The organism is Paractinoplanes tereljensis (assembly GCF_016862435.1).
In the GTDB taxonomy this organism is placed as follows: domain Bacteria; phylum Actinomycetota; class Actinomycetes; order Mycobacteriales; family Micromonosporaceae; genus Actinoplanes; species Actinoplanes tereljensis.
Genome location: NZ_BOMY01000031.1, coordinates 157,291 through 177,729 on the forward strand (window position 1 = coordinate 157,291; position 20,439 = coordinate 177,729).

Annotated in this window: 20 protein-coding genes; 13 read left to right on the forward strand and 7 right to left on the reverse strand. The window is 70.2% G+C overall.

Translation table 11 applies throughout. The features are described from left to right. The first annotated feature begins 4 nt into the window (after positions 1-4). From Ate02nite_RS22335 to Ate02nite_RS22365, 7 genes are all read left to right on the forward strand, one after another. Positions 5-982 carry a D-ribose ABC transporter substrate-binding protein gene (locus Ate02nite_RS22335; RefSeq protein WP_203808585.1) on the forward strand — a complete coding sequence of 326 codons (978 nt, stop codon included), beginning with the start codon at positions 5-7 and terminating at the stop codon, positions 980-982. A gap of 26 nt (positions 983-1,008) precedes the next feature. Beyond that, a complete protein-coding gene (locus Ate02nite_RS22340) occupies positions 1,009-1,890 on the forward strand; it encodes a transketolase (protein WP_203808587.1) in 882 nt (293 codons plus the stop codon). After that, positions 1,887-2,828, forward strand: coding sequence for a transketolase family protein (locus tag Ate02nite_RS22345; protein ID WP_203808589.1), 942 nt, complete (start codon positions 1,887-1,889; stop codon positions 2,826-2,828). The genes Ate02nite_RS22340 and Ate02nite_RS22345 overlap by 4 nt, the downstream gene beginning before the upstream one ends. Next, positions 2,821-4,185, forward strand: coding sequence for an FGGY family carbohydrate kinase (locus Ate02nite_RS22350; protein WP_203808591.1), 1,365 nt, complete (start codon positions 2,821-2,823; stop codon positions 4,183-4,185). Before Ate02nite_RS22345 ends, Ate02nite_RS22350 begins: the two co-directional genes overlap by 8 nt. Position 4,186: 1 nt before the next feature. Next, on the forward strand, positions 4,187-5,173 hold the full coding sequence (locus tag Ate02nite_RS22355) for a TIM barrel protein (protein WP_203808593.1): 987 nt from the start codon (positions 4,187-4,189) through the stop codon (positions 5,171-5,173). Positions 5,174-5,276: 103 nt separating this feature from the next. After that, complete coding sequence (locus tag Ate02nite_RS22360; RefSeq protein WP_203808595.1) at positions 5,277-6,974, forward strand: DUF6311 domain-containing protein; 1,698 nt, start codon at positions 5,277-5,279, stop codon at positions 6,972-6,974. A 73-nt stretch (positions 6,975-7,047) separates the two neighbouring features. Then, positions 7,048-8,214, forward strand: a complete 1,167-nt coding sequence (locus Ate02nite_RS22365; RefSeq protein WP_203808597.1) for an MFS transporter — start codon at positions 7,048-7,050, stop codon at positions 8,212-8,214. Between the two features lie 109 nt (positions 8,215-8,323). On the opposite strand, the gene Ate02nite_RS22370 is transcribed toward Ate02nite_RS22365, so the two are convergent. Continuing rightward, the gene (locus Ate02nite_RS22370) at positions 8,324-9,904 is read right to left on the reverse strand and encodes a hypothetical protein (protein ID WP_203808599.1); all 1,581 of its coding nucleotides are present in this window, start codon (positions 9,902-9,904) and stop codon (positions 8,324-8,326) included. Between the two features lie 342 nt (positions 9,905-10,246). Beyond that, positions 10,247-10,411, reverse strand: coding sequence for a hypothetical protein (locus Ate02nite_RS22375; RefSeq protein WP_203808602.1), 165 nt, complete (start codon positions 10,409-10,411; stop codon positions 10,247-10,249). A gap of 89 nt (positions 10,412-10,500) precedes the next feature. Between Ate02nite_RS22375 and Ate02nite_RS22380 the strand changes: the two genes are divergently transcribed. Continuing rightward, positions 10,501-10,932, forward strand: coding sequence for a MarR family winged helix-turn-helix transcriptional regulator (locus tag Ate02nite_RS22380; protein WP_203808604.1), 432 nt, complete (start codon positions 10,501-10,503; stop codon positions 10,930-10,932). A 49-nt stretch (positions 10,933-10,981) separates the two neighbouring features. Next, complete coding sequence (locus tag Ate02nite_RS22385; RefSeq protein WP_239147598.1) at positions 10,982-11,779, forward strand: alpha/beta hydrolase; 798 nt, start codon at positions 10,982-10,984, stop codon at positions 11,777-11,779. On the opposite strand, the gene Ate02nite_RS22390 is transcribed toward Ate02nite_RS22385, so the two are convergent. Beyond that, positions 11,772-12,626, reverse strand: a complete 855-nt coding sequence (locus tag Ate02nite_RS22390; protein WP_203808608.1) for an aldo/keto reductase — start codon at positions 12,624-12,626, stop codon at positions 11,772-11,774. The genes Ate02nite_RS22385 and Ate02nite_RS22390 overlap by 8 nt on opposite strands. A gap of 53 nt (positions 12,627-12,679) precedes the next feature. Between Ate02nite_RS22390 and Ate02nite_RS22395 the strand changes: the two genes are divergently transcribed. Together Ate02nite_RS22395 and Ate02nite_RS22400 are read left to right on the forward strand one after the other, a co-directional pair. Next, complete coding sequence (locus tag Ate02nite_RS22395) at positions 12,680-13,255, forward strand: TetR/AcrR family transcriptional regulator (protein ID WP_239147599.1); 576 nt, start codon at positions 12,680-12,682, stop codon at positions 13,253-13,255. A 61-nt stretch (positions 13,256-13,316) separates the two neighbouring features. Beyond that, positions 13,317-15,446 carry a transglycosylase domain-containing protein gene (locus Ate02nite_RS22400; protein WP_239147600.1) on the forward strand — a complete coding sequence of 710 codons (2,130 nt, stop codon included), beginning with the start codon at positions 13,317-13,319 and terminating at the stop codon, positions 15,444-15,446. Here the strand turns inward: Ate02nite_RS22400 and Ate02nite_RS22405 are convergent. Genes Ate02nite_RS22405 through Ate02nite_RS22420 form a run of 4 tightly spaced genes read right to left on the reverse strand, consistent with a single transcriptional unit; the run spans position 15,433 to position 19,527 of the window. Next, entirely contained in the window at positions 15,433-16,536 is a 1,104-nt protein-coding gene (locus Ate02nite_RS22405; protein ID WP_203808610.1) for a sensor histidine kinase, read from the reverse strand. The genes Ate02nite_RS22400 and Ate02nite_RS22405 overlap by 14 nt on opposite strands. Further along, positions 16,529-17,191 (reverse strand): response regulator transcription factor, encoded by a 663-nt coding sequence (locus Ate02nite_RS22410; RefSeq protein ID WP_203808612.1) that lies wholly within the window; start codon positions 17,189-17,191, stop codon positions 16,529-16,531. Before Ate02nite_RS22410 ends, Ate02nite_RS22405 begins: the two co-directional genes overlap by 8 nt. Beyond that, positions 17,179-17,808: a VanZ family protein gene (locus Ate02nite_RS22415; RefSeq protein ID WP_203808613.1), complete on the reverse strand. Its 630-nt coding sequence runs from the start codon at positions 17,806-17,808 to the stop codon at positions 17,179-17,181. The genes Ate02nite_RS22410 and Ate02nite_RS22415 overlap by 13 nt, the downstream gene beginning before the upstream one ends. 45 nt (positions 17,809-17,853) lie before the next feature. Then, positions 17,854-19,527, reverse strand: coding sequence for a DEAD/DEAH box helicase (locus Ate02nite_RS22420; protein WP_203808615.1), 1,674 nt, complete (start codon positions 19,525-19,527; stop codon positions 17,854-17,856). A gap of 56 nt (positions 19,528-19,583) precedes the next feature. Here Ate02nite_RS22420 and Ate02nite_RS22425 point away from each other — a divergent pair, with 56 nt between their 5' ends. Together Ate02nite_RS22425 and Ate02nite_RS22430 are read left to right on the forward strand one after the other, a co-directional pair. Further along, entirely contained in the window at positions 19,584-20,114 is a 531-nt protein-coding gene (locus Ate02nite_RS22425) for a DNA polymerase ligase N-terminal domain-containing protein (RefSeq protein WP_203808617.1), read from the forward strand. Further along, positions 20,101-20,379: a hypothetical protein gene (locus Ate02nite_RS22430; RefSeq protein WP_203808737.1), complete on the forward strand. Its 279-nt coding sequence runs from the start codon at positions 20,101-20,103 to the stop codon at positions 20,377-20,379. Before Ate02nite_RS22425 ends, Ate02nite_RS22430 begins: the two co-directional genes overlap by 14 nt. The last annotated feature ends 60 nt before the right edge of the window (positions 20,380-20,439 follow it).

Consider the following 20,439-nt stretch of genomic DNA (forward strand, 5'->3'; position numbering starts at 1 on the left):
CCCCATGTTCAAAAAACTCCTCATTGCCGCAACTGCCGCTTCACTTCTCACCCTGACCGCCTGTGGAGGCGACGACTCCGCTTCCTCGTCGGGTGACTCCGGCGCGTCCGCGCCGGCCGCCTCGAAGCTCATCGTGATCATCACGCCGTCGCCGGACAACGTGTTCTTCAAGGCCGAGCAGGACGCCGCGTCCGCCCAGGCCAAGAAGCTCGGCTACGAGACCCTGGTGCTCAGCCACGACGACGACCCGACCAAGCAGAGCCAGGAGATCGACACCGCGATCTCCCGCAAGGCCGCCGCGATCATCCTGGACAACGCCGGCGCGGACGCCTCGGTCACCGCGATCCAGCGGGCCAAGGACGCCGGCATCCCGACCTTCCTGGTCGACCGGGAGATCAACAAGACCGGTGTCGCGGTCGCCCAGATCGTCTCCAACAACGCCCAGGGCGCCGGCCTCGGCGGCCAGGAGTTCGCCAAGCTGATGGGCAACAAGGGCGAGTACGCCGAGCTGACCGGCAAGCCCACCGACACCAACGCGGGCGTGCGGTCGCAGGGCTACCACGGCGTACTCGATCAATTCCCGGACCTGAAGATGGTCGCCCAGCAGAGCGCCAACTGGGACCAGGCCGAGGCACTGCAGAAGACCCAGACGATCCTGCAGGCCCACCCCAACATCAAGGGCATCATCGCCGGCAACGACACCATGGCGCTCGGAGCGTGGGCCGCGGTGCAGGCCGCCAAGAAGGACATCGTGGTCGTCGGCTTCGACGGCAGCCCCGACGTGGTCGCCTCGATCCTCAAGAACGGCATCAAGGCCACCGTGCTCCAGCCCGCCTCCAAGATCTCGGAGATGGCCGTCGACCAGGCCGACGCGTACATCAAGGCCGGCGGCAAGACCGACCAGCCGGAGAAGCAGTCGGTCGACTGCGTCCTGGTCAACCCGGACAACGCCAAGTCGGTCACGGACTTCGCGGTCTCCTGAACCCCGCACCAAACGAGAGGAACACCATGCTGGTCGCCGACCCCCGTACCGCTGCCGCCTGGCGCCTGCTCCGGCAGGAGATCGCCGAGGCCGCACCGGAGCGACGCCGCGAGCTGTTGCGGCAGCGGGCCAACCAGTCCCGCGCCGCCGACCTGGAGATGATCGGCCGGGCCGGCCTGGGACACGTGGGCGGTGACATGTCCGTGCTCGACATCCTCACCACGCTGTTCTTCGGAGTGCTCCGGGTCGACCCGGAGCACCCCGAGTGGCCCGACCGCGACCGCCTCGTGCTGAGCAAGGGCCACACCGCCGGCGCGCTCTACTCGACCCTGGCCGCGGCCGGCTTCTTCGCCCCGGCCGAGCTGGCGACGTTCGCCGCGCCGCTGTCCGCGCTCAACGGGCACCCCAACCGGGTCAAGGTGCCCGGGGTGGAGACCAACACCGGGCCGCTCGGCCACGGCCTGCCGGTCTCGGTCGGCATGGCGGTGGCCGGCCGGCTGGCCGCCTCCGAACGGCACGTGTACGTGGTGCTCGGCGACGGCGAACTGCAGGAGGGCAGCAACTGGGAGGCGGCGATGACGGCCGGGCACCGCCGCCTGGCCAACCTCACCGCGGTCGTCGACCGCAACCGTCTCCAGCAGGGCGCCCGCACCGAGGAGACCAGCGCGCTCGACCCGCTCGACGACAAGTTCCGGGCATTCGGCTGGGACGTGCACGTGGTCGACGGACATGATCATCTAGAGCTGCTGGATGTCTTCACCGCACCGCGCGGCGAGCGTCCGACCTGCGTCATCGCCAACACGATCAAGGGAAGGGGCGTCTCGTTCATGGAGGACCGCGTCGAGTGGCACCACAAGGTGCCGTCCGCCGAGCAGATCGCCCTCGCCGCGGTGGAGCTGGCCCGATGAGCTTTTTGACCCAGGAAACCTTCGACTGCCGGGTCGCCTTCGCCGACGAGTTGATCGCGCTGGCCAAACAGGACGAGCGGATCGTGGCGGTCTGCAACGACTCGGTGGGTTCCAGCAATCTGGTCGGCTTCCAGCAGGAGTTCCCGGACCGGCTGATCAACGTGGGCATCGCCGAGCAGGACATGGTCGGCGTCGGCGCCGGTCTCGCCCTGTCCGGCTACATCCCGTTCGTCTGCGGCGCGTCGCCGTTCCTGACCGGCCGGGCCCTCGAACAGATCAAGGCCGACGTCGCGTACAGCCAGTCGCCGGTCGTGCTGTGCGGGATGAGCCCCGGCATGGCCTACGGCGAACTCGGCCCGACCCACCACTCGATCGAGGACCTCTCCTGGCTGCGGGCGATCGCCGGGCTCGGCATCGTGGTGCCGGCCGACCCCGACGAGACCCGGGCCGCGGTGCGCTGGGCCGCGGCCGCCGCCACCCCGGTCTTCCTGCGGATCGGCCGGTTCAAGGTTCCCGCGGTGACCGACTCGTTCACCTTCGGCACCGCCGGCCTGCTGCGGGACGGCACCGACATCACCGTGGTGGCCACCGGCACGATGGTCTCGCGCGCGCTGGAGGCCGCCGCCGAGGCCGCCGACCAGGGCGTCTCGATCCGGGTGCTGAACATGTCGACCATCGCGCCGCTGGACGAGCAGGCGGTCCTCGCGGCCGCCCGGGAGACCCGCGGCATCGTGACCGCCGAGGAGGCCACCACCACCGGCGGCCTGGGCGCCGCGGTCGCCGCCGTGGTCGTCTCGTCCCCGTCCCCGGTCAAGATGCGGATGCTGGGCGTGCACCGCGAGTTCGCCCCGACCGGCAACACCGACTTCCTCCTGGAGCACTTCGGCCTGACCGCCGCCGACATCCGCGCGGCCGCCGTGGAGCTCGCCCATGTCTGACCGGCTCGTCCTCGCGATCGACCAGGGCACCAGCTCGACCAAGTGCCTGCTGGTCGACGCGGCCGGCGCGGTCGTGCGGGAGGCGAGCGCGCCGGTGCCGATCCGCTATCCGCGGCCCGGCTGGGTCGAGCAGGACGCCGGCGAGATCCTGGACAGCGTCCTGGTCGCGGCCGCGCGATGCCTCGACGGGGTGCCGCGCGGGGCGGTCGCGGCGGTCGGCCTCAGCACCCAGCGCGAATCGGCGGTGGTCTGGGACCGGCACACCGGCCTTCCAGCCGGCCCGGTGCTGGGCTGGCAGGACCAGCGCGCGCTGGCCGTCTGCGAAGGCCTCCGAAAAGACGCCGAGGTGGTACGGGCGGTCAGCGGTCTCCCGCTCGACCCGATGTTCAGCGCGGCCAAGTTCCGGTGGCTGCTCGACCGCACCCCGTCGGCGGCAGTCGGCACGGTCGACTCCTGGTTGCTGTTCGCGCTGACCGGCAACCATCAGATCGAGGTCGGCAACGCCTCGCGCACCCAGTTGCTCGACGTGCGGGCCGGGCGGTGGAGCGAGGAGCTGCTCGACCTGTTCGGCATCCCGGCGGCGGCGTTGCCGGAGATCACCCCATCGAACGGCGAGCTGGGCCGGATCTCCGAGCGCGGGGGAGTGCTGGCCGGCCTGCCGATCACCGCCGTGCTCGGCGATTCGCACGCGGCCCTCTACGCGCACGGCGCCGGCGAGGGCGACGTGAAGGCGACCTACGGCACCGGCTCCTCGGTCATGCGCCTCGGCGAGGTCGCCGGCGACGCCGTCTGCCTCACCATCGCCTGGAACGACCGGCTCGCCGCCGAGGGCAACATCCGCTCGTCGGGCTCCACCGTTGCCTGGCTGGCCGACTTCCTCGGCGTCTCGGCGGCGCAGATCGGAGAAATGGCTCGGTCGGCGGCGAGCGACGGCGTCCATCTCGTGCCGGGCTTCGGTGGGCTGGCCGCGCCCTGGTGGGACGACACCGCGGTCGGCCTGGTCAGCGGTCTCACCCTCGGCACCCGCCCGGAGCAGCTGGCCCGTGCCGCCATCGAGTCGATCGCCCACCAGGTCGCCGACGTCGTCGACGCGATGGGCGGTGCCGGCCGGATCCTCGCGGACGGGGGCGCCAGCGAGAACGACCAGCTCATGCAGATTCAGGCGGACCTGACCGGCGTACCCGTCAAGCGGGCCCGGACCGCAAGCCTCTCCGCGCTCGGCGCGGCCTTCCTGGCCGGCGGCATCGCCCGGCCCCTCGAGTACGACGACTTCGAACCCCGTCCCCGCGACCCGGCCGTCCGCCACGCCTGGCGCGACGCGGTGGCCCGGGCCCGCACCCCCGCAGCAAGGAGCTGACATGACCGACTACCCCCGCTTCGGAGCCGGACTCTGGCACTTCGCCACCTACGTCGACCGGTACGCCAGCGACGGTTACGGCCCGGCCCGCACCACCCTGGACGCGATCGAGCTGGCCGGACAGGTCGAGGACCTGTCGGTGGTCGACCTCAACTATCCGTTCACCCCGGGCGTCGGCCTGTCCGAGGTCAAGGACGCGCTGGCCGCGCAAGGCCTGACCGCGATCGGCATCACCCCCGAGATCTACTTGCGCAAATTTGCCAAGGGCGCATTCACCAACCCCGACCCGGGCGTACGCAAGCAGGCCCTCGACCTCATGCACGAGTCGGCCGGGATCGTCCGCGAGCTCGGCGCCGACTACGTGAAGATCTGGCCCGGCCAGGACGGCTGGGACTACCCGTTCCAGGTCGACCACCGCACCCTGTGGAAACTGGCCGTGGACGGGATGCGGGAGCTGGCCGGCGCGCACCCCGACCTTCGTTTCGCCATCGAGTACAAGCCGCGCGAGCCCCGGGTGAAGATGACCTGGGACTCGGCCGCCCGCTCGATCCTCGGCATCCAGCAGATCGGCCTGGACAACGTCGGCGTGCTGCTCGACTTCGGGCACAGCCTCTACGGCGGCGAGTCGCCGGCCGACGCCGCCCAGCTGCTGATCGACCACGGCCTGCTCTACGGCATGGACGTCAACGACAACCTGCGCGGCTGGGACGACGACCTGGTCGTCGGCACCGTGCACCTGACCGAGATCTTCGAGTACTTCCACACCCTGCGGAAGAACAACTGGGAAGGGGTGTGGCAGCTCGACCAGTTCCCGTTCCGGGAGGACTCGGTCGACGCCGCCCGCACCTCGATCGGCATCCTCAAGCGCCTCTACCGCGCCCTCGACCGCCTGGACACGACGGCGCTGGCCGAGGCCCAGGAACGCCAGGACGCGATGGCCGCCCAGCGCCTCGTCCAGAACGCGTTGTTCGGCGAGGTAGCGGACTGAGGACGGTGGCGGCGGTAATCGTTCGGGTGATGTGAAGCTTTCTTCGGGTGCTGTTAACCCGACGGGACAACCAAGACCGTGAGCGTCCGTCCACCATGTGTGCGTGAAATGGATCTCCGCTCGGTGGGCGGACGCCGCGGCTCTGACCAGTTACCTGCTCCTGGCCGTCTGGCTGGTGCGGGAACTCTGGGACGACCCGTCCCGGCGGCAGTTCCACAACCAGGACGACAGCGGGTTCTTCCTGGCGATGATGGCGCACGGCGAGCGGGTGGTCTTCCACGGCGAGTCGCCGTTCTTCACCACCCAGCTGAACTTCCCCGACGGCATCAACCTGATGGCCAACACCTCGATGCTGGCCGTCAGCATCCCGCTCGCCCCGCTCACCCACCTCAAGGGCCCGGCCTGGACCGTGGTGGCGCTGATCTTCCTGGGCCTGGCCGGCACCGCGACCGCCTGGTGGTGGCTGCTCTCCCGGCACCTGGTCGACAGCAAGGTCGCCGCGTGGATCGGCGGACTGTGGGCCGGCTTCGCCCCCGGGTTCGTGGCGCACGCCAACGGCCAGCCCAACTTCACCGCCGGCTTCGTGATCCCGTTCATCGTCTGGCAGGTGATCCGGCTCCGCGAACCGGGCCGGACGTGGCGCAGTGGGGCGCTTCTCGGCGTACTCGTCGCGGTCCAGGTTTTTGTGAATGAAGAGTTTTTGTTGCTGTTGGCGATCGCGCTGGCCCTGGTCGCGGTCGGGTTCATCTTCTCCTGGCGGCAGTGCCTGCCCGGGCTCGCGGTCGGGGCCGGCGTCGCCGTGGTCCTGCTGGCCTATCCGCTCTACTTCCAGTTCTTCGGCGCCGGCCACTACAGCGGGGTGCCGTTCCGGGTCGACCAGTACGCCACCCCGCTCGGGTCGATCGCCGCCTACCCCCGGCGGTCGATCGCCGGCAGTGAGGAGATCGCCCGGCAGGTCACCGGCGGCAGCGTGCTCGAGGACTCGATGTTCTGGGGGCCCGGCATCTGTCTCATGGTCATCGTGTCGGTGGCGGTGCTGTGGCGTTCGATGGCGGCGCGCGCCCTGGCGTTCGCCGGCTTCGTGCTGCTTGTCATGTCGTTCGGGCACGAGCTGCGGCTCACCCGCACCAGCACGCTCGGCCCGGCTCCGCTCGGCTGGACCCAGCACGTCCCGCTGGTGGACCTGGTGACCACACCTCGGTTCGGGCTGGCCACCACGACGATCGCCGGGGTGCTGCTCGCCCTGGCCGCCGACCGGGCCCGGCACTTCCCGCGCCTCGGCCGCGGCGCCTTCTGGGCCGGGATGGCGCTGGCCCTGATCCCGATGTTCCCGCTTCCGCTGCCGACCTCCCAGACCCGGTCGGTGCCGGCGTACTTCACCCAGGAGATGTGGCGGCCAGTTTTGAAGGACGGCCAGAGCGTGGTGCTGGTGCCGCTGCCGGCGATGGTCACCGGCCGGGACAGCATGCGCATCGCGGCACTGAGCAAACTGGCCTTCCCGACCCCGCGTGGGTATTTCCTGGGTCCGGTCGACCCGCCCCGGGACAACACCGGCACCTGGTTCGGCGAGCCGCGCTACACGGTCACCCTCATCGAGCAGATCCGCAAGACCGGCATCGCACCCGCGCTCGGCGCCGACGAGCATCGGGCGATCCAGGCCGACCTGGACTACTGGCACGCCGGCGTCGTCGTCCTGCTGCCGAACTGGAACAAGCGGACCCAGGTACGGCTGGTGCTGACCTCGGTGCTCGGCGAGCCGTCGCCGATGGGCGGGGTCGAGGTGTGGCACACGAACCGCTGATCGGGTGTGTTCCACCCAACGCTGGGGGAGGGCGTTCGGGCGGCGGGGCTGGGCGGCGCGGAGGATGCCGGTCATGTCTGACACCGCCACCTTCCGGCTGCGGTCGGTGGCCGTCTCGGCGTACGGTCCGTCGCTGCTCTCCGGGTTTTCCCAGGGTGTCATCGCGCCGGTGATCGTGATCAGCGCGATCGAGCGCGGCGCCACGGTCGCCGCGGCCGGGTTGATCGTCGCCCTGATGGGCATCGGGGCGCTGGTGGCGAACATCCCGGCCGGCGCCCTGACCACCCGCTTCGGCGAGCGCCGGGCGATGGTCGCGGCGGCCGGCCTGAGCGTCGCCGCGATCGCGCTGTGCCTGTTCGACCTCGGGTTGTGGACGTTCGCGGCCGCGGTGTTCGCGATGGGCATCGGCTCGGCGGTGTTCCAGCTGGCCCGGCAGTCGTACCTGACCGACGTGGTACCACTCGAGATGCGGGCGCGGGCCATGTCCACGCTCGGCGGCGTGGCCCGGATCGGAGCGTTCGCAGGCCCGTTCGCCGGCGCCGGGGTGATCGCGCTGACCGGCCTGGCCGGTGCGTACGCGATATCGCTGGTAGCCATCGCGGGTGCCGGCGTAATCGCCTACACGGTGCCCGACCTGGCGTCGCCGGCCGCCGCGTCGTCCGGCATCTCCACCTGGACCATCGCCCGCGACCATCGGCGCACCCTGCTGACCCTCGGCATCGGGGTGCTGCTGCTCTCGGCCATCCGCCAGACCCGGCAGGTGGTGGTCCCGCTCTGGGCCCATCACCTGGGCCTGGACGCGAGCACGTCATCAATCCTGTTCGGCGTGGCGGGCGCGGTGGAGACCCTGGTCTTCTACCCGGCCGGCCTGGCCATGGACCGCTGGGGCCGCCGAGCCGTGGCGGTGCCGTGCACGCTGGTGATGGGCTTGTCTTTCCTGGCGCTCCCGCTGACCCACGGAGTGCTCACGCTGGCCGCGGTGGCCATGGTGATCGGCCTGGGCAACGGCATCGGCTCAGGCATCGTGAACACCCTCGGCGCCGACGCCGCCCCGGCCGTGGGCCGCCCCACGTTCCTAGGAGTGTGGCGAGAGCTGGCCGACGGCGGCGCAGCGCTGGGCCCGCTGCTGCTCTCCGCCGTAACCGGCCTAGCCGGCCTGGCCTGGGGCGTAAGCGTCTCCGGCCTGGTAGGCCTGGCCGCCGCAGTGACCTTGTTTCGCTATGTACCGCATCGACGCTGATCCGTAAGAATGTGGCTCTTGGCCGCCGGGCCGTGTATAGTCGTCCTCAGATTCGCAAGGGCCTCCGCCATTTGGCTGGGGCCCTTTTGCTTTCCCGGGAGTTTCGGCGTCAACTGCGGCGGTCAAGCAGGTCGACCACGGTCATGCCGGTCTCACCCCCGACTAATTTCAAGCCGTTCTCGGCCCTGGCTGCGAGGGCGAGCGGGCTGAGGTCGTTGACCAGCGTGGCGTAAGTAATCTTGTCGAGTCCGGCACCCACCAACGGCGCGGCGATCCGTAGGGCGGCTTTCAAGGCCACGCCTTGCATGGAGCCGCCGTGCAGCACGATATTGCGAGTCCGATACAGGCGCCTCATCGCGATCCGGAAGACGGCGGCCGTCGTCGCTAGCTCTGCTCGAGGATTGGCCACAACTCGGCGCATCCGGTGCACCGCCGCGATGTCGGAGTCGCGTCGGAAGCGCTCGGTCGGTGCGAGCATCTCACCGGCCGCTAGGGCCTTTGCAACCGCAGCCGCTCGTTCGCGGCTGTTCGTGCACGCCGCCAGCGCGTATGCGAGAGCATCGGGAGTCTCTGGCTGATGTCTGTGGGCGAGAGCGGTCAGTTCGGCACGAGGCCATGAACAGGCGATTACAGCCGCCAGCCGGTCGGCTGCGACGGCCTTCCCGGATCGTTCCTCATCGCTGGGATCGTCCGGATGCGACAGCAAGGACTCAATCGCGGCCCACACCCCCGCGACTGCCGGCCCAAGAGCACCGCGATTCAACGGCGCTGCCAGTTCCAAGGCGTCGTCGATCAAAGTGCGTTGCCCCTGGACCTGGTAAAGGCGACCTTCGTTCACCAGCGACAGCACGTGAGCTCCCCTGGACGGCGTGACGAAAGGGATCGGCTCCGGGTGTTCGTCTACCCAAAGTTTTGAGGCAGCTCTGACCCCACCCCTGTTGCCGCGTTCGAAGGACGATCGCACCACCATGTGCTCGACCAGTTCGCGGACCTGGCTTGCCGCGCTGAAGGGATCCCGCGCAACCATTCGATAGAGAAAGCCGCCGCCGGGGCGTAATCCGTTGGTGGAATGGCCGCGCTGTTTCAGCCAATCCACGACCTCACGGCCCGAGAGCCACGCCTCGTGCCTCTGGGCTTGCTCACGTTCAGGCGCATTGTCCAGGACCGCGAGAACGGTGAACTCCTGCGGCGCGGCGGTGTCAAGGGCAACTGCGCCTTGCAGGACTTCGTCGATGATGGCCTGCCGCCGGGCTAGCTGCCCGATCCACGCAGCCAGGTGGTTCGCGTCGTAGCCGAGGTCGAGCAGATGCGCTGCAACGACGCGAGCGAGTCGTTCCGGCTGCGGCCGCTGTTCCTCAGGTCGGGCGGCCGCCGATGCCCAGCGGCTCAGGTATCCCTCACGGGCATGGTCAACGATGTCTTGTAGGCGGCGGTGAGCCGTGCTGGGGTATGGCAGCGGCTTACTCAGCAGCGAGGTCAGTTCGGCGCGCAATTCCTTGCTGCCCAGGCCGATGTCAGGGCCGATGACCTTCAGTAATTCGTGGCGCTGCCAGTCGACAGCGGCCGGAGACAGCACGCGTTGCCGAGCCCAGATGCTCGCCTCCAGCAACTCCTCCAGGGCGAGCAGCGAACCGATGTCCCACAGCCGCCGCGGCCATGGCATTCCTTCGAGGGTGAAGAAGTCGATCATTCGAGCACGAACATGCCTGTCGTACATGGCTATCAACCTTCTGAGTGCACAGTGGAGAGACAACTTGTCTAGCGCCTACTGTACATGCGACACGGCCGACCCGGGGTGCATGACGGATGTCATCGGGGGAACTGTGTTGGTAGGTCGAGGGCTTCCGCGTGTTCGGGGGCGTGCGGGTTGACTCGGGGCCGCGCACCAGCCCGGCCTCGCGGACCGTCAAGGTGCGTGAGTACAGCCTGGCCGGCGGCGTGCACGTGCACCGGGTCTGAGGCCCCGGACCTTCCGCACCACCAGGCCTCTGCCGCAACCCCGGGCGCGGGCGGGAAGCCTGCCGCCCGTACCTCATCGCAGGAAGCTCTTCGCCAGGTCTCGGGCCTGGGCGTGGGCCAGGCTCCGGGCCTGCTCGGCGTCGGCGGTGACCAGGTTGGGGCGGAAGTGGACGGTGCGGATGTCGTCGACGCCGGCCCAGCGCAGCCAGTCCTCCAGGATGTGCAGAACCTTGGTCATGGCGGACTCCAAAGCGAAGTAATATGCGTGCGCACACACATTGTTAGATCGATGCGTGCGCACGCACAGGAGTTGGGTACGCTCGGGTGATGAGCGACACCGATCCGGCCGCGTGGGCGGCGCTGCTGCGGGTGCACGCGGCCCTGGTTCCGCTGATCGACCGCGAGCTGCAGGCCGCCTGCCGCCTGCCGCTGACCTGGTACGACGTACTCCTGGAGTTGAATTCGGCGCCGGAGCGCAGACTCAGCATGGGTGAGCTGGGGCAGGTCGCGGTGGTCAGCCGCACCCGGGCCAGCCGGGTCGTCGACCAGCTGGAGGCGGCCGGCCTGGTCAGCCGGGAGAGCAACCCGGACGACCGCCGTTCGGCGTACGCATCGATCACCGAGGCCGGCCGGCAGCGCCTGCGCGACGCCGCCCCGGTCTACCTCGACGCCATCCGTCGGCATTTCACATCCCGGATGACGGCGGCCGAGTCGCGCGCGGTCGCGTCGGCGCTCGGCAAGGTACTGCGGACCGGTTAGGTCATCCGACAGATTCGATGACTCTGACTGGCGGGCCATGCTCGCGAGCATGACGAACACGCCGGCCCTGTTCATCCACGGCCTCTGGCTGCACGCCTCGTCCTGGCAGCCGTGGAGCGACCTCTTCGCCGCCCGTGGGTACGCCCCGGTCGCCCCGGGCTGGCCCGGTGAGCCGGACACCGTCGAGGCCGCCCGCCGCGACCCGCAAGCGGTCGCCGGTCACGGCATCGACGACGTCACCGAGCACTACGCCGCGGTCATCGCGACGCTGCCGGCCGCGCCGGTCATCATCGGGCACTCGTTCGGCGGTCTGATCACCCAGAAGCTGCTCGGGCGCGGGCTCGGCCGGGCCGGTATCGCGATCGACCCGGCGCAGATCAAGGGCGTCAAACCGTTGCCGTTCGCGCAGTTGCGCTCCGGCTTCCCGGTTCTCGGCAACCCCGCGAACCGGCGCCGGGCCGTTTCCCTCACTCCGGCGCAATTCCGGTACGGGTTCGCGAACGCGCTCGGCGAGCGCGAGTCCGGTGACCTGTTCGACCGCTGGACGGTTCCGTCGCCGGGCCGGCCGCTGTTCGAGGCGGCGTTCGCGAACTTCACCAGGAACTCGCCGGCCGCGGTCGACACCGCCAACACCACCCGCGGCCCGCTGCTGCTGATCTCCGGCCAGCAGGACCACACCGTGCCGGACGTGGTCACCCGGGCCACCTACAAGCTGTACGGCGACTCGGCCGCCACCACCGAGCTCAAGCAGTTCCCGGACCGGGGCCACTCGCTCACCATCGACTCGGGCTGGCGCGCGGTCGCCGACCACACCCTGGCGTGGCTGGCCGCCCAGGGCATCAGCTGAGCGCGTCGAGAGCCGCGGTGGCCTCGGGGTCCAGCTCGATCCGGGCCACCGCGACGTTGTCGGCCAGGTGGCCGAGGTCGCGGGTGCCGGGGATCAGCAGCGTGTGCGGGCTGTGCCCGAGCAGCCAGGCCAGCCCGGCCTGGGCGGGGGTGATGCCGAGGCGCTCGGCCTGGTCGGCGACCACCGGGTGGCCGCCGACGCTGGGGAAGCCGTCGAAGGCCGAGCCGAGCGGGAAGAACGGCACCCAGGCGATGCCGTGCGCCGCGCACTCGGCCAGCACGTCCTCGTGGCCGCGGGTGAGCACGTTGTAGAGGTTCTGCACGCAGACGATGCCGGCCGGAAGAGCCTGCCGCAGCTGGGCGAGGCTGACGTGGCTCAGGCCGATGCCGCCGATCTTGCCGGCGTCGCGCAGGGTGATCAGCTCGGCCAGCTGGCTGTCCAGGTCGACGGCCTGCTCGCCGGTGGCGACGATGCCCGGTGTCATGTCGGCCCGGCGCAGGTTGACCACCGCGAGGTGGTCGGTGCCGAGGGCCCGCAGATTTTCCTCGACCTGGGCCCGCAACTCGGCCGGCTTCTGGGCGGCGACGAGGCGCTCGGTCGGGTGGGTGACGGCGCCGACCTTGGTGACCAGCCGAAGGCTATCGGCGTACGGATGGAGGGCGGTTTTGATCAGGCTGTTGACCGTGCCCGGACCGTAGAACTGGGCGGTGTCGAGGTGGTCGACGCCGAGTTCGACGGCTCGCTGCAGGACCTTGACGGCGTCGGCGGGGTCGCCGTGTTCCAGCTGCATGGCGCCGAAGCCGACCCGGAGGACGTCGTGTTCGCCGAGCTTCCCGTACGTGGTCATGGGGTAGGCCCTCCCGATACGATTCCGCTTGACTTCGTCCGAGGCTAGCAGAAGTGGAGGCGATTCCGTTTTCCGATTCGGAGCGGCGCCCCGGCGCCCGTAAGGACGCCCAGCGCAACCGGCAGCGCATCATCGACGCGGCCACCCGGGTCCTCACCGCGGCCGGCCCCGACCCGGTCAAGATCGAGGACATCGCGCGCGAGGCGGGGGTCGGCGTCGGCACGCTGTACCGCAACTTCCCGTCCCGCGAGGCCCTGGTCGAGGAGGTCTACCGCAGCGAGCTGACCCGGCTGTGCGCGCTGGCCGGGCAGCTGCTGGCCGACCGGTCGCCGGCCGACGCCCTGCGCGAGTGGATGCACCGCTATCAGGACTTCGTGGCCACCAAGCACGGGATGGCCGAGGCCCTGCGCGCGGTGATCGCCAGCGGCGCGATCAGCTCCGGCCAGACCCGCGCGCACCTCGACGGCGCGATCGCCACCATCCTCGAGGCCGGCCGGGCCGACGGCAGCCTTCGGGCCGACGTCCAACCGGCCGACGTCTCGGCCAGCATGGCCGGCATCATGCTGGCCGCCGCCGATGTCGCCCAGGCCACTCGTATGTTGCAATTGCTCGTCGACGGCTTACGGTGATGCATTTCGAACCAAGGAACTTCACAGGAAGTTTCACGAATTGGTCCCGTAACCTGCCGGGGTGAATTCCAGGTTCCGGCGGCGCGACCACAACGTTTTTGCTAATGCGGGAAGCCTGCTGCTGTGCGGGCTGCTGACCGGCGTGGTGGCGGCGGCCGCGGCCTTTCCGGCCGCCGCGTTGTCCGGGCTCACCGTCAAGGCGGGCCAGAGTGCGTACGAGGCCCTGCCCAGCGAGTTGACCGACTTCAGCTCGCCGCAGATCACCCGGATCTACGCGTCCGACGGCAAGACGCAGATTGCGGTCATGTATGACGAGTTCCGCAGCGACGTACCGTTGTCGCAGATTTCGGTAAACGTGCAGAACGCGATCGTCGCCGCCGAGGACCGCGATTTCTACCACCACAACGGCGTCGATCTCAAAGGCACCCTGCGGGCCCTGGTGAGCGATTCGAGCGGCGGCAGCAAACAGGGCGCCTCCACGCTCACCATGCAATATGTACGGCTGTCGCTGGAATACTCGGCGACCGACCCGAAGGACGTCGTCGCCGCGTCCCAGGACACCCCGAAACGCAAGATCACCGAGATGAAGTACGCGTTGCAGCTCGAGAAGGAGCTCAGCAAGAAGGAGATCCTCGAGCGTTACCTGAACATCGCCCCGTTCGGTAACGGCGCGTACGGGATCTACGCGGCCAGCCAGATCTACTTCAACAAGAGCCCGAAAGACCTGGACGTCGCGCAGGCGGCTCTGCTGGCCGGCCTGGTGAAGGCGCCGACCAGCTTCAACCCGGCCACCACCAGCGGTTACCCGCAGGCGGTCGCCCGCCGGACGTACGTGCTGGACGGCATGGTCACCACCGGCGCGATCACCGCGGTGCAGGAGAAGGCGGCGCTCAAGGAGAAGGTCCCGCAGACGGTCAAGAAGGTCGGCAACGGCTGCGTCTCGGTCAGCAAGAACCAGTGGGGCTTCTTCTGCGACTACTTCACCCGCTGGTGGCTGCAGCAGGAGGCGTTCGGCTCGACGACGTACGACCGGCAGCGGCGGCTCAACGACGGCGGCTACCGCATCGTCACCAGCATGGACCTGGACGCCACCGCGGCCGCGTACAAGCGGATCGGCCAGCAGATCTCCAAGAAGAGCAAGGACGCCCTGATGCTGGCGGCGGTGCAACCCGGCACCGGCCAGGTGCTGGCCCTCGCGGCCAACCGCACCTACAGCCTGGACGAGTCGAAGAACCACCTCTCCTCGAACCCGAAGAAGGCCGCCCAGAACCTCAAGGGCACCTACCCCAACACCACCAACCCGATCATCAGCGGTGGCGGCGACGTCGACGGTTACCAGGCCGGCTCGACCTTCAAGATGTTCACCATGGTGACCGCCCTGAAGCAGGGCCTCCCGCTGACCAAGACGATCAAGGCGGAGAAGGTCGCGAAGACCCACTACATCGTCCAGTCGGGCAGCCCGGCCGCCTGCCCCGGCACGCACTTCTACTGCCCCGGCAACGCGGGCGAGAGCGAGGCCGGCACCTACAACATGTGGTCGGCGTTCGGGCACTCGGTGAACACCTACTTCGTGCCCCTCGAAGAGGAGGTCGGGGCGCAGAACGTGGTCGCGACCGCGCAGGACTTCGGCATCCAGTTCCGCGCCTCCAACGACGCGACGCTGGCCCAGCCGGAGAACGCCGAGCAGTGGGGCGCGTTCACCCTGGGCGTCTCCGAGTCCACCCCGCTCGACCTGGCCAACGCGTACGCCACCCTGGCCGCCGACGGCAACTACTGCACCCCGACGCCGGTCACCCAGATCCTCGACCGGGACGGCGGGAAGATCGACGTCGGCGCGCCCAGCTGCCGGCAGGTGGTCACCGCCGAGGTGGCCCGGCAGGCGGTCGACGCGGCCCGCTGCCCGGTCGGCGACTCGGCCCAGACCGGCAGCTGCGGCGGTTCCGGCACCGCGCCCCAGGCCCGCGGCGTGGTCGGGCACCCGGTCTTCGGCAAGACCGGCACCACCGACAGCTCCAAGACCGCCGCCCTGATCCTGGGCACCACGTCGATCGTGGTGGCCGGCTACCTGGCCGACACCGACTGGCCGCAGACCACCCAGCACATGGACCACGGCACGGTGAACCCGGCGGTCTGGAACACGGTCGCCGACTACATGCGCGACAAGCCGTACGTCCAGTTCACCAGACCCTGACGGCGGTCCGGGGGAACCGGACCGTGACCAGCAGGCCACCGTCGGGACGGGGGACCAGGTCAAGGGTGCCGTGGTGGGCGCGGACGATGCTGTGCACGATGGCCAGGCCGAGCCCGGCACCCGCGTGCTCGCCGGTGCGCACCCGTTCGGTGCCGCGCTGGAACGGCTCGGTCAGGGTCGGCACCAGGTCGAGCGGGAGCCGGCGACCGGTGTTCTCGACCCGCAGCACGCTGATGTCGCCGTCCGACTCGGTGTGGACGGTCACCGTGCCGCCGCCGGGGAGGTTGTGGACGACGGCGTTCTGCACGAGGTTCGTCACCATCCGGGCCAGGAGCTCGGCGGAACCCCTGGCCCGGGCCGCGCCACCGGTCACCTCCAGGGTGATCCGGCGCTGCTCGGCCAGCGGGAGCAGGGTTTCCGCGGCCTCCTCGGCGACCAGCGAGAGGTCGACGCTCTCGGTGCCGACGTTGCCCCGGCTGAGCAGCAACAGGGCCTCGGTGAGGTCGATCGCCCGCTGGTTGACCGTGTGCAGGCGGTCGATGAGCTCGTCCGGGCCCCGGGCCGGGTCCTTGCGGGCGAGGTCGAGCAGCGCCCGCGAGATGGCCAGCGGCGTGCGCAGTTCGTGCGAGGCGTTGGCGGCGAACCGCTGCTGCTCGGCCACGTGCGCCTCGAGCCGGGCGAGCATGGCGTCGAACGCGTCCGCGAGCTCGCGGAACTCGTCCCGGCGGCCGGGCAGCCGGATCCGGTGGGCGAGCGCGCCGGCCGTGGCGGTGCGGGTGGCGTCGGTGATCCGGGCCAGCGGGGCGAGCATCCGGCCGGCCAGCAGCCACCCGCCCGCCAGACCCAGGACCAGCAGGAGTGCCAGCACCACGGCGGCCCGCGGCGCGAAGAACCGCAGCAGGCTGGACCGGACCGGGAAGATCCCGGTCATCTCGTTGTTGCCGGGCACGATGAGCGTGGCCTGGTCGGGGACGTACCGCAGGAGGAACAGCCAGACCGCGGTGAGCAGCAGGGCACCGGCGACCATCAGGAACCCGGCGTAGCTGAGGGTGAGCTTGAGGCGGACGCTCAGGCCGGAGGCTCTATCCACGGTCGATCCGGTAGCCGACGCCGGGCACGGTCGCGATGATCCACGGCTCGCCGAGGCGTTTACGCAGGGCCGAGACCGTGATCCGGACGGCGTTGGTGAGCGGGTCGGCGTTCTCGTCCCAGGCCCGTTCCAGCAGCTCCTCGGCGCTGACCAGGCCACCCTCGGCGGCGACCAGCACCTCCAGCACGGCGAACTGCTTGCGGGTCAGCGCGACGTACCGGTCGTCCCGGAAGACCTCCCGGCGGAACGGGTCGAGCCGCAGCCCGGCGATCTGGAGCACCGGCGGCCGGGTGTACCCGCGCCGGCGGTCCAGCGCCCGCAGCCGCAGCACGAGTTCCCGCAGCTCGAACGGCTTGGTGAGGTAGTCGTCGGCGCCCAGCTCGAACCCGGACGCCTTGTCGTCGATCCGGTCGGCCGCGGTGAGCATCAGGATCGGGATCCCGTCGCCGGACGCGACGATCCGGCGGGCCACCTCGTCGCCGGACGGCCCGGGAATGTCCCGGTCGAGCACCGCCAGGTCGTACGAGTTGACGCTCAGCAGCTCCAGGGCGGTGTCGCCGTCACCGGCGATGTCGGCCGCGATCGCCTCCAGCCGCAGACCGTCCCGGACGGCCTCGGCCAGGTACGGCTCGTCCTCCACGATCAGTACGCGCATGCCTGAACCCTATGATCGGCGGTCCGCCACCAGCGGCGCGACGCCAGCCCGGCCAGCATCGCGCCGACCGCGTTGACCAGCACGTCGTCCACCGACGACACCCGGTCCAGCTGGAAGACGTACTGGGCGGTCTCGATCAGGATCGAGCAGCCGGCCCCGAGCACCAGGATCCGCGGCAGCGACGCCAGCGCCGCGAACCGGATCGGCCCGAAGAACCCCAGCGCCGCGAAGACCAGCAGGTTCCCGCCGATCCCGAACGCACCCATCGAGACCAGGTCGCGCAGCGGGATCAGGCTCACCCGCCCGGGCACGACACCGGCTCCCGGCCCGGGCATCAGGGTCAGCCACAGCCACGGCACGGTCCCGTAGACCAGGCCCACCAGCGCCGCGCCGCCGGTGTCCCGCCGGAAGAAGATCAAAGCCCAGGCCACGAGTACGGCCACCGGCAGCCCGACCAGCGTCATCAGAACCACGCCGTTCTCGGTGTCGTAGCAGCCGTGCCAGTGCCCGGTCAGGCACCGCGGAGCGGCCATCGTGAGCGGCCGCCGCACCGCGAACAGCGCGCCGGCCAGGCCGAGGACAGCCAGGCCGGCGAAGGCGATCCTGCGCAGATTCATCCGCCCAGTGAAGACCACCGGTTGTTGCGGGAGCGTATCGAAAAACTAGCGGACGAAGCGCTCCCGGCGCACCGTCGGGCGGCGGCCCCGGATGGTGCTGCGCTGCATCGCGGCGATGACCATGTCGGCGGCCGGCTCCGGCACCTCGACCAGCGAGAACCGGTCGGTGATCTGGATCGCGCCGATGTCCCGGGCACTCAGCCCCGACTCGCCGGCGATCGCGCCCACCAGGTCCTGCGGGCGCAGCCCGGCCCGCCGCCCGATGCCGAAGAACAACCGGGCCACGCTCGAGTCGGACGGCCGGTCCCGCCGGCCACCGCCCGCACGGTCCCGGCCGCTCGGAGCACGGTCGCCGGCCGCGGGCGACGGCGAGGGGATCTCTTCCTCCTCGACGTCACCGCCGGCCGCCTCGTGCAGCAGCTTCACCGCGGCCAGCGCGATGTTCTCCACGTCGAACTCGTCGGTCAGCGAGTCGAGGACGACCCGGAACCGCTCGAGGTCGTCGGTCTCCAGGCTGGCCTGCAACGCCGTACGCGTAAGTTCCAGCCGCCGGGCCCGCAGGTCGGTGACCGTCGGCAGTTTTTCCAGGGTGATCCGCTGGCCGGTGAGCCGCTCGATGGCCTTGAGCATCCGCTGCTCGCGCGGCTCGGCCAGGGTGATCGCCGAGCCCTCGCGGCCGGCCCGGCCGACCCGGCCGATCCGGTGCACGTACGCCTCGGGGGCGGCCGGCACATTGAAGTTGATCACGTGGGTCAGCTGTTCCACGTCCAGGCCGCGGGCCGCCACGTCGGTCGCGACAAGCAGCTCGGTGCTCCCGGCGCGCAGCCGGTTCATCACCCGGTCGCGCTGGTCCTGGCTCATCCCGCCGTGCAGTGCCTCGGCCCGATACCCGCGGCCGTTCAGCGTCTCGGTGACCTGGTCGACCTCTTCCCGGGTGCGGCAGAAGACGATCGCCGAGGTCGGCGCCTCCACGTCCAGGATCCGGCCGAGGGCGGCCGTCTTGTGCGCGCGGGCGACGATGTAGGCGCTCTGCCGCACCAGCGGGAGCTCGCCCGGCTCGACACCCTTGCGGCCCATCGTGATCCGCACCGGGTTGCGCAGGTGGCGCCGGGCGATGCCGTCGATCCGGGGCGGCATGGTGGCCGAGAAGAGCACGGTCTGCCGGGTCTCCGGCGTCTCGGCCAGGATCGCCTCGATGTCCTCGGCGAAGCCCATGTCGAGCATCTCGTCGGCCTCGTCGAGCACGACGGTGCGCACGTCGCCGAGCTTCAGCGTGCCCCGTTCGATGTGGTCGAGCACCCGGCCCGGCGTGCCGACGACGACGTCCACGCCACGGGCCAGCGCCTGCAGCTGCCGGCCGATCGGCTGTCCGCCGTACACCGGCAGCACCCGGACGCCCAGCTCCCGGCCGTACCGGTGGACGGCCTGGGACACCTGCTCGGCCAGCTCGCGGGTCGGCACCAGGACGAGCGCGCCCGGCCCGGCGTCGCGCCGGCCGGCGGCCAGCGCCTGCAGCACCGGCAGCGCGAACGCGGCGGTCTTGCCGGTGCCGGTCGCGGCCTGGCCGACCAGGTCGTTGCCGGCCACCAGCGGCGGGATCGCTTCCTGCTGGATCGGGGTCGGTTCTTCGTAGCCGAGGCTGGTCAGTGCACGGAGCAGTTCCGCCCGCAAACCCAGCCCGGCGAAGCCCGCCACGGACTCGAACGGATCATTTTCCATGGTGACAACCATAGGTTCACTTGGTTGTCCGCTCGGAACGGGGTATTCCAGGCGGTATGAAGCGTGGCTTTGTCGTCCAGCGGCACCGGGCCAGCCGGCTGCACTACGATCTGCGGCTCGAGCTCGATGGTGTGCTGGTCAGCTGGGCGGTGCCGAAGGGTCCGACGCTCGATCCGGCGGTCCGCCGCGGCGCCTACCACGTCGAGGACCACGCGCTTTCGCACGCCGATTTCGAGGGCAAACTCGGCACCGGCGACGTGATCGTCTGGGACAACGGCAGCTGGGTGCCACGCGAGGCGGACGATCCGGCGGCGGCTCTGGCCGCCGGCGAGCTTCATTTCGATCTGTACGGCGTGAAGCTGCACGGCCGATTCGTCCTGATCCACACCCGCGGCAAGGACTGGCTGCTGCTGCACAAACGGGATGAGCACGCGGTCGAGGGCTGGAACCCCGAGGACCATCCGCGCTCGGTGGTGTCCGGTCGCACGAACGATGACGTGCAGGCGGGTTTGAGCTTTTCCCCCTCGGGCATCCCATTTTCGGCCGATCGAGAGAACACGGAGTGGATATCTGATGAAGGTGCTTAAGCTGGCCACCGGGTTCGCGGTGGGTTACGTGCTGGGTTCCCGCGCCGGCCGGGAGAAGTTCGAGCAGATCGCGGCGACCGCGCGCAAGGTGCGGGAGAGCCCGACGGTGATTCAGGCGCAGGAAAAGGCCAAGACCCTGCTGGGTACGGGTACGAGCACCAGCACCACCGTGCCCGTGGTCGAGGCGACCCCCCGCCCCCGCCCGCCGAAGACCGAGCCGGTGAGCGTCACCACACCGGTGACGAACGGCAGCCCGCTGGTCTGACCCGGGCTCACGACCGATCGGCAGCGCCACCCGTTCGCGGTGGCGCTGCCGATGTCGTTC